The sequence below is a fragment of the Kutzneria sp. NPDC051319 genome (assembly GCF_040682195.1).
Taxonomy (GTDB): Bacteria; Actinomycetota; Actinomycetes; order Mycobacteriales; family Pseudonocardiaceae; genus Kutzneria.
Genome location: NZ_JBFBAM010000025.1, coordinates 1 through 8,350, shown reverse-complemented (window position 1 = coordinate 8,350; position 8,350 = coordinate 1). Strand labels below are relative to the sequence as shown.

At 70.1% G+C, this 8,350-nt stretch carries 5 protein-coding genes; 4 read left to right on the top strand and 1 reads right to left on the bottom strand.

Annotation, left to right across the window (positions count from 1 at the left end; genetic code table 11):
• Positions 1-13: 13 nt before the first annotated feature.
• The 3 genes from AB0M73_RS24430 to AB0M73_RS24420 all read left to right on the top strand — a co-directional run bounded on the left by AB0M73_RS24430 (position 14) and on the right by AB0M73_RS24420 (position 6,724).
• Complete coding sequence (locus AB0M73_RS24430) at positions 14-5,338, top strand: type I polyketide synthase (RefSeq protein WP_363894377.1); 5,325 nt, start codon at positions 14-16, stop codon at positions 5,336-5,338.
• 105 nt (positions 5,339-5,443) lie between these two features.
• Entirely contained in the window at positions 5,444-6,196 is a 753-nt protein-coding gene (locus tag AB0M73_RS24425; protein WP_363894374.1) for an alpha/beta fold hydrolase, read from the top strand.
• 258 nt (positions 6,197-6,454) lie between these two features.
• Positions 6,455-6,724 carry a PqqD family protein gene (locus tag AB0M73_RS24420; RefSeq protein ID WP_043724450.1) on the top strand — a complete coding sequence of 90 codons (270 nt, stop codon included), beginning with the start codon at positions 6,455-6,457 and terminating at the stop codon, positions 6,722-6,724.
• 49 nt (positions 6,725-6,773) lie between these two features.
• On the opposite strand, the gene AB0M73_RS24415 is transcribed toward AB0M73_RS24420, so the two are convergent.
• Positions 6,774-7,622 carry a mycofactocin-coupled SDR family oxidoreductase gene (locus tag AB0M73_RS24415; protein ID WP_043724452.1) on the bottom strand — a complete coding sequence of 283 codons (849 nt, stop codon included), beginning with the start codon at positions 7,620-7,622 and terminating at the stop codon, positions 6,774-6,776.
• A gap of 248 nt (positions 7,623-7,870) precedes the next feature.
• Here AB0M73_RS24415 and AB0M73_RS24410 point away from each other — a divergent pair, with 248 nt between their 5' ends.
• Positions 7,871-8,302 carry a VOC family protein gene (locus AB0M73_RS24410; protein WP_363894369.1) on the top strand — a complete coding sequence of 144 codons (432 nt, stop codon included), beginning with the start codon at positions 7,871-7,873 and terminating at the stop codon, positions 8,300-8,302.
• The last annotated feature ends 48 nt before the right edge of the window (positions 8,303-8,350 follow it).

Genomic DNA, 8,350 nt, shown 5'->3' with positions numbered 1-8,350 from the left:
CGGGAGCACGGACGTGGACGCACAAGTCGAGAAGGTCGTCAACGCCCTTCGCAAGTCCATGCTGGACAACGAGAAGCTGCGCCAGCAGAACGCGAAGCTGGTCGCCGACGCCGCCGAGCCGATCGCCGTCGTCGGCATGGCCTGCCGCTACCCCGGCGGGGTCACCACGCCGGAACAGCTGTGGGACCTGGTCACCGAGGGCCGGGACGCGATCACCGCGTTCCCGACCGACCGAGGCTGGGACCTGGACGGGCTGTACGACCCGGAGCCCGGCACGGCCGACAAGTCCTACACGCGGGAAGGCGGATTCCTCCACGACGCCGCCGACTTCGACGCCGACTTCTTCGGCGTCAGCCCGCGCGAGGCCGTCGCCATCGACCCCCAGCAGCGGCTGCTGCTGGAGGTCGCGTGGGAGGCCATCGAGCGGGCCGGCATCGACCCGGCGTCGCTGAAGGGCAGCAGGACCGGCGTGTTCACCGGGCTGATGTACCACGACTACGGCCTCGGCTCGTCCGACGGCTGCCTGGTGTGCGGCCGCGTGGCCTACACCCTGGGCCTGGAGGGGCCGGCCGTCACGGTCGACACCGCCTGCTCGTCGTCGCTGGTGGCCATCCACTCGGCCGTGCAGGCCTTGCGCGGCAAGGAATGCAACCTCGCGCTGGCCGGCGGCGTGACCGTGATGTCCAACGCCGACATGTTCGTCTACTTCTCCGGCCAGCGCGGCGCGTCGGCCGACGGCCGGTGCAAGTCGTTCTCCGGCTCGGCCGACGGCGTCGGCTGCTCCGAGGGCGCCGGCCTGATCCTGTTGGAGCGGCTGTCCGACGCCCGCCGCAACGGGCATCCGGTGCTGGCGGTCATCCGCTCCAGCGCCGTCAACCAGGACGGGGCGTCCAGCGGCCTGACCGCCCCGAATGGCCCGTCGCAGCAGCGGTTGATCCGGCAGGCGCTGGCCGCCGCCGACCTTCGGACGTCCGATGTGGACGTCGTCGAGGCGCACGGCACCGGCACCAAACTCGGCGACCCGATCGAGGCCCAGGCGGTGCTGGCCACCTACGGCCAGGACCGGGACGAGCCGCTGTACCTGGGGTCCATCAAGTCCAACATGGGCCACACCCAGGCCGCGGCCGGCGTGGCCGGTGTGATCAAGATGGTCAAGGCCATCGAGCACGGCCTGCTGCCCAGGTCCCTGTACGCCGACGAGCCCACCCCACAGGTCGACTGGAGCGCAGGCAACGTCGAGTTGCTTGCGGACGCCCGCCCCTGGCCCGAGGTGGACCGCCCGCGCCGGGCCGGGATCTCATCCTTCGGCCTCGGCGGCACCAACGCCCACGTGATCATCGAGCAGGCGTCGGCCGAGGAGCCGGCGGAGCGGGCTCCGGTGTCCCGTGTGCTTCCGTGGATCGTGAGCGGCAAGACCCCGGAGGCATTGGCCGCCAACGCTTCCGCCCTGTCGACTGTGCAGGGTTCCTTCGCCGACACCGCCTACTCGCTGGCCGCTACCCGGACCCCGTTCGAGCACCGGGGTGTTGTGGTGGCGTCCGACCGCGAGACAGCGGTCGCCGGCCTGGCCTCGATCGCCGAGGGCGCCAACCACTCCGTCGCCCGGGCCCAGGGCCTGGTGGCCTTCCTGTTCACCGGCCAGGGATCCCAGCGCATCGGCATGGGGCGCGAGCTGTACGACGCCTTCCCAGCCTTCGCCACGGCCTGGGACGAGGTTGTCGCACAACTGGATCAGGCCGGCACCGCCCGTGCCTCCTCCGCCCCCTCGCTCCGGGACGTCATCTGGGGCGCTGATCAAGAGGCCCTCAACCAGACCTGCGCGACTCAGCCCGCGCTGTTCGCGTTCGAAGTTGCACTGTACCGTTTAGTTCAGTCTTGGGGTGTGCGCCCGGACTTCGTGGCCGGTCACTCGGTCGGTGAGATCGCCGCCGCCCACATCGCCGGTGTCCTCTCCCTCGATGACGCGGCCAAGCTGGTCAGCGCTCGTGGCCGTCTCATGCAGGCCCTGCCGGCCGGCGGCGCGATGGTGGCGATCCAGGCCACCGAGGATGAGATCACCCTGGTCGACGGCGTCGGCATCGCCGCTGTGAACGGCCCGCGGTCGGCGGTCATCTCCGGTGCTGAGAAGGCCGTCCTGGCCATCCAGGCGGAGTTCGAGGCGCTGGGCCGCAAGACCACCCGCCTGAAGGTCTCGCACGCGTTCCACTCGCCGCTCATGGAGCCGATGCTCGACGAGTTCCGCAGCGTGGTCGAGGGGCTGACCTTCGCCGAACCCAGGATCCCGATGGCGGTCGCGTCGGCCGGCGGCGGCACGTGGTCGCAGCCGGAGTACTGGGTCAACCACGTCCGGCAGGCCGTTCGGTTCGCGGACGCGGTGACCGGCCTGACCGCCAAGGGCGTGACCAAGTTCGTGGAGATCGGCCCCGACGGCGTGCTCGCCGGCATGGGCGCCGGTTGCGTGGACGGCGACAACGCGGTGTTCGTCGCCTTGCAGCGTAGGGACAAGCCGCAGGAGCACGAGCTGGTCTCGGGCCTGGCCAAGGCCTTTGCCCACGGCGTCGCCGTGAACTGGACGGAGTTCTTCGCCGGCCTCGACGTCCGGTCGGTCGACCTGCCCACCTACGTGTTCCAGCGCCAGCGCTACTGGTCCGACCTCCAGGCCGGCACCCGCACCGTGAAGGGCTTCGGCCACTCCGACCACCCGCTGATCGACGCCACCGTCGAACTGCCCGACACCGGCGGCCTCGTGCTGACCGGCCGGCTGGCCGTGGACGCCCAGCCGTGGCTGGCCGACCACGACATCCTCGGCAGCATTCTGTTCCCCGGCACGGGTTTCGTCGAGCTGGTCGGCCACGCCGGCCGGCACGTCGGCAGCGACGTGATCGAGGAGCTGACCCTGGCCGCGCCGCTGATCCTGCCCGGGCGCGGCGGCGTCATCGTGCAGGTCACGGTCGGCACCGCCGACGAGAGCGGCCACCGTTCCGTCGGCGCCTACTCGCGGGCCGAGGGGAGCGAGGACGAGTGGACCCGGCACGCCACCGGCATCCTGTCCTCCGAGCTCGCCGCGCCGGACTTCGACCTGACTACGTGGCCGCCGGCCGATGCCACGGCCCTTGACCTGGGCCGGGCGTACGAGCTGCTGCACGACCGCGGCTACGGCTACGGCCCGGTGTTCCAAGGCCTCAAGGCCGCCTGGCGGCACGGCGACGATGTGTACGCCGAAGTTCAGCTGCCTGAGGGGGCCGAGGGCGACCGCTACGGCCTGCACCCGGCCCTGCTCGACGCCGCCATGCACGCCGACCTCGTCGACGACAGCGGCGAGGGGGCCACGCTGCTTCCGTTCTCCTGGAACGGAGTCACGCTGCACGCCACCGGCGCTTCCGCGCTGCGGGTGTGGATCCGGCAGGTCCGCGGCGACGAGGTGTCGTCCATGCGCATCGCCGACCAGGCCGGGCAGCCGGTGCTCACGGTCGCGGAACTGGTGTCGCGGCCGGTTTCCGCCGAGCAGCTCAGCGCCGGCACCGAGTCCCTGTACGGCATCGACTGGGTTTCCGTGCCCACGCCGACCATACCGCTGGGCTCCGTCGCCGTTGTCGGGCCCGATCTGGGACTGGGCAAGGCCTTCCCGTCGCTCGCGGCCATCGACGTTGTGCCGGAACTCGTGGTTGTCGTTGTGCCGCCGGGCTCTTTCTCCCTAGACGGAGTCCGCACGGTCGCCAACTTCGTGCTGGGCATCGCCCGCGAGTGGCTGGCCGATGCCCGCTTCGCCGACTCCAAGCTGGCCGTCGTCACCGTGCGGGCGACCGGCGAGGACGTCGACCTCCGGCAGGCCCCCGTGTGGGGTCTGATCCGCGCCGGCCAGGCCGAGAACCCCGGTCGGTTCGCCCTCGTCGACCTCGACGGAACTTCCGCCTCCGACAACGCTTTGCCGCACGCCCTCGCCGCCGGCGAGCCGGAAATCGCCGTGCGCAACGGTTCCCTGTTTGTGCCCCGGCTCACCTCCGTCGCCACCGGATCGTCGACTCCGTGGTCCGCCGACGACACGGTCCTGATCACCGGCGGCACCGGCGGTCTCGGTGCCTTGGTGGCCAAGCATCTCGTCACCAAGCACGGCGTGCAGAACCTGGTGCTGACCAGCCGTCGCGGCCTCAACGCCCCCGGTGCCGCCGACTTGCAGGCGGCGCTGATGGACAGCGGCGCCACCACCGTCACCATCGCCGCCTGCGACGTCACCGATCGCTCCCAGGTCGCTGCGCTGCTGGCCGGCATTCCGGGACTTACCGCCGTGATACACGCCGCCGCGGCCGGGGAGAACGCCCTGATCGGCGCGGTCACCCCCGAGGACTTCGAGGCGACCATCCGTCCCAAGGCCGACGCCGCGTGGCACCTGCACGAGTTGACCAGCGACCTCAAGGCTTTCGTGCTCCTCTCGTCCGCCGGTGGCCTGGTTCTCGCCGCCGGTCAGGCCAGCTATGCCGCCGGCAACGTCTTCGTCGACGCCTTGGCCCAGCACCGCCGGTCCCAGGGCCTTCCCGCCACCTCGCTGGCATTCGGGCTCTGGGGCGGCATCGGCCTCGGCGCCGAGCTGTCCGAGGCCGACCTGTCCCGCATGGCCCGCCAGGGCCTGCCCGCGCTGCCCGTCGACCAGGGCCTCGCCCTGTTCGACGCCGGTGTTTCCGCCGACCGGGCCGTTGTCGTCCCCATGCGCATCGACGGCTCCGCCCTCCGCAACCGCACCGACGAGATCCCGGCCCTGCTCCGCGGTCTCGTTCGTACCCCCGTCCGCGCCGCCGCCAAGCCTTCGGTGGCAGTCGGCCTCGCCGACCGCATCGCCGGTCTGTCCGAAATGGACCAGGCCCGCGTCGTGCTCGACCTCGTCCGCGCCCGCGTCGCCTCCGTCCTCGGTCATTCCTCGGTGGAGAACATCGGCCCCGACCGCGACTTCCGTGAACTCGGCTTCGACTCCCTGTCCGCCATCGACTTCCGGAACCTGCTCAGCACCGAGACCGGCCTGCGCCTGCCCGCCACGCTCGTCTTCGACTACCCGACCCCTTCGGCGATTGCCTCTTTCCTCGTCGCCGAACTCGGCGGCGCCTCCGGCGAGCCCGACCTGTCCGCCCTCGACGGCGAACTGGCCAAGCTTGAGGCTGCCATCGCCGCCGCCCTGACTACCAACCCCGACGCCACCGACCGCTCCCGTATCGCCTCCCGCCTGCGCGCCCTGACCTCCAAGTGGGTCGACGACCAGCAGGAGGACACCCCCGCCGAGGACCTCACCGAGGTCAGCGCCAGCGACCTGTTCGACATCCTGGACAACGAGCTCGACTCCATCGCTTAGCTCACCCGCCCCAAGTGATGCAGGGAAGGACGCCTTACCTGCGCTGAACGAGGGTAAGGCGTCCTTCCCTGCATCAGGGGGGACCACCGAGAGGATGTACCCGTCATGTCAGGCGATGCCTGGATCCGCCGCTTCCACCCGGTGTCGGACGCCCCGACGCGGCTGGTGTGCTTCCCGCACGCGGGTGGCTCGGCGACCTTCTACTTCCCGGTCTCCCGCGTGCTGTCGCCGGAGATCGACGTGATCGCGATCCAGTACCCCGGGCGGCAGGACCGCCGGGCGGAGTCCTGTGTGGACTCCGTCGGGGAGCTGGCGGACATCATCGCGGCCCACCTGGAGCCGTTGGCCGACAAGCCGATCTCGCTGTTCGGGCACAGTATGGGCGCGATGATCGCGTTCGAGGTGGCCCGGCGGATGGAGAAGGGCGGCACGCAGCCGCTGAAGCTGTTCGCCTCGGGCCGCCGCGCGCCGACGTGCTACCGGGACGACCGGATGCACCTAGCCAGCGACGATGCGCTGGTCGAGGAGCTGAAGTCGTTGAGTGGCACGGATTCCGCAGTGCTGGGCGACGACGAGATCATCCGCATGATCCTGCCGTCGGTGCGCAGCGACTACAAGGCGGTCGAGACCTACCGGTACCAGGAGGGCCCGCTGCTGAACTGCCCGATCACCGTGCTGACGGGCGACAACGACCCGATGGTCACCGCGCAGGAGGCGCAGGCCTGGGCCAACCACACCAACGGCCGCTTCGACCTGAAGGTGTACCCGGGCGGCCACTTCTTCATCAACGACCACGCGACCGCGGCGATGCGGCTGATCCGGGAGACCGCGGGAACCCGGACGGCGCTGGCCGCCTGAGACCACACCGCCGGCCCGGGACCCGTCAGTCCCGGACCGGCGGTGGAGGAAAGAAGGAGAAGAAGCGCCGAAGGCCCGCCGCCGGCGCGGAAAACCGGAACAGAAACATTGAAAAGCCGGCCCGGATCACCGGGCCGGCTGAGCACTATCCATCCATCAAACCAACAAATCGGCCACCTGCTTGGAGAAAGCCGGGACTCGCCACGCACCCCGGCAGGACAGCGAGGTCACCGCAAAGATCCCTAGTGGGGTGCGAACATGCCTGTGAAACCGACTGCCGGCGTGACTGCCGCGCTGCTCGACGACGGGCGGCTGGAACTGGTCTCGTCCACGACGGGAACCAGATTCCGTTGCGACACCGTGGGTGCGGCGATGTGGATCGCCCTGCGCCAGCACGGTGGCGATGTGGAGACGGCGGCCAGAACCCTGGCCGGCGCATGGGAGAGCGATCCCGTGAACATCAGGGCCGATCTGGACGTCTGGGTCGACGAGCTGTGCGACGCGGGTCTCGTCGGCGCGACACCGTAAAGGCCACGAACTCCGACCGGGCACTGTCCACAGTGCCCGGTCGGGGCCGTCAGAAGCCCAGCTTCACCAGGGCGCCGCCGTCGACCTTGAGCTGGAGACCGGTCACGTAGCGGGACTCGTCGGACACCAGGTACGTCACGGCGTGTGAGACGTCCGAGGGCTCGACGTAGGGGATCGGCATGGCCTGGAACGCCACGAAGCCCAGCTCGGCGTCCTCGCGGGTGGGGTTCTCCAGGTCGGGACGGAAGGTCTTGTACATCGGGGCGCTGTGCAGCATGTCGGTGTTGCAGTTGCTGGGGTGCACGGCGTTGACGCGGGTGCCGGACTTGGCCAGCTGCAGGGCCAGCGTGTTCACGTACTCGGCCAGCGTCTGCTTGGAGAAGCTGTAGCCGGCGCCGCCCGGACCCTCGGGGCCGTTGCCGCCGCGGCCGGGGATCAGGCCGGCGGCGGAGCCGATGACCACAATGGACGCACCCTCGGCCAGGTGCGGCAGGGCGGCGTGCACGGTGTTGATCGCGCCGACCAGGTTGATGTCCAGGGTGTCGGTGAAGGCCTGCACGGGACGGCCCTGGCCGATCGGGCTGATGCCGGCGTTGGCGATCACGGAGTCCAGCCGGCCCAGTTCGGCGACACCCTCGGCGATCGCCGCCTTCATGGCCGCATAGTCGCGCACGTCCGCCTTGCGGGTGACGATGCGGCGGCCGGTCTTCTCCACCAGCCGCGCGGTCTCCTCGAGGTCCTCAGCGGTGGCCATCGCGTACTCCGCGATCTCGACGTCCTCGCACAGGTCGATCGCGATGATGTCGGCGCCCTCCTCCGCGAGCCGAACGGCGTGGCTACGGCCCTGTCCGCGCGCGGCGCCGGTGATCGCCACGACCTTGTCTGCTACCCGGCCCATCAGGCCCTCCCACTGTTTGTCGACGACAGCCGAAATCGATTGTCGGCCGTGACCCGTATCGACCCCAACCCCCCTTAATGAAGCCCCTAGTACGTCTAGGGGGATGACACCAGGGGTGTTCGATGCTGACGTAGCGTAGTAAACGGATTCAGCTGTTTCCTAGTCAACTAGGGGTGTGAAAGGGCTCTCACCGCGGTTACCGTCATCGGTGAGACCTATCTCTGCCGTGCCATTCGTGAGGAGCGCACATGGGCACCCGGCCACCGATTCTCGTCGAGACCCTGCACACCCGGCTGCTGGTCACCAACTACGTCGAATGCTTCCGCTTCTACAACGCGGTGCTGCCCGAGCTGACCGGCGCGAAGCTGGCCAAGGGCGACGAGCAGTGGCCGTACGCCCGGTTCGACGTCGAGTTCCAGAAGCCCTACCTGGCCCTGATGAACCGCCAGGTCATGACCCCGCACGCCGGCAGCGCCGAGCTGTCCCGCAACGGCGGCGACGCCTCCCTGCTCTGCTTCCGCGTGGCCGACGTGGACGCCGCCCAGGCGGTCTGTGTGGCCGCGGGGGCGACCGTTGTGGAGCCGGCGGTGGACGTCCCGGACTGGGGCGAGGACACGCGTATCGCCCTTCTCCGCGACCCCGACGGCAATCTCGTCGAACTCCAGTCCTCCCCGGACTAGTCGCCCGACTCGCCTCCCGCGAAGAATCCCCCGACCCGCATGCGGGTC

Bases quoted from the DNA above. Each gene is read 5' to 3' on its own strand.
- AB0M73_RS24415 (WP_043724452.1), bottom strand. From the start codon at position 7,622: ATGGGCCGGGTAGCAGACAAGGTCGTGGCGATCACCGGCGCCGCGCGC.
- AB0M73_RS24420 (WP_043724450.1), top strand. From the start codon at position 6,455: ATGCCTGTGAAACCGACTGCCGGCGTGACTGCCGCGCTGCTCGACGAC.
- AB0M73_RS24410 (WP_363894369.1), top strand. From the start codon at position 7,871: ATGGGCACCCGGCCACCGATTCTCGTCGAGACCCTGCACACCCGGCTG.
- AB0M73_RS24425 (WP_363894374.1), top strand. From the start codon at position 5,444: ATGTCAGGCGATGCCTGGATCCGCCGCTTCCACCCGGTGTCGGACGCC.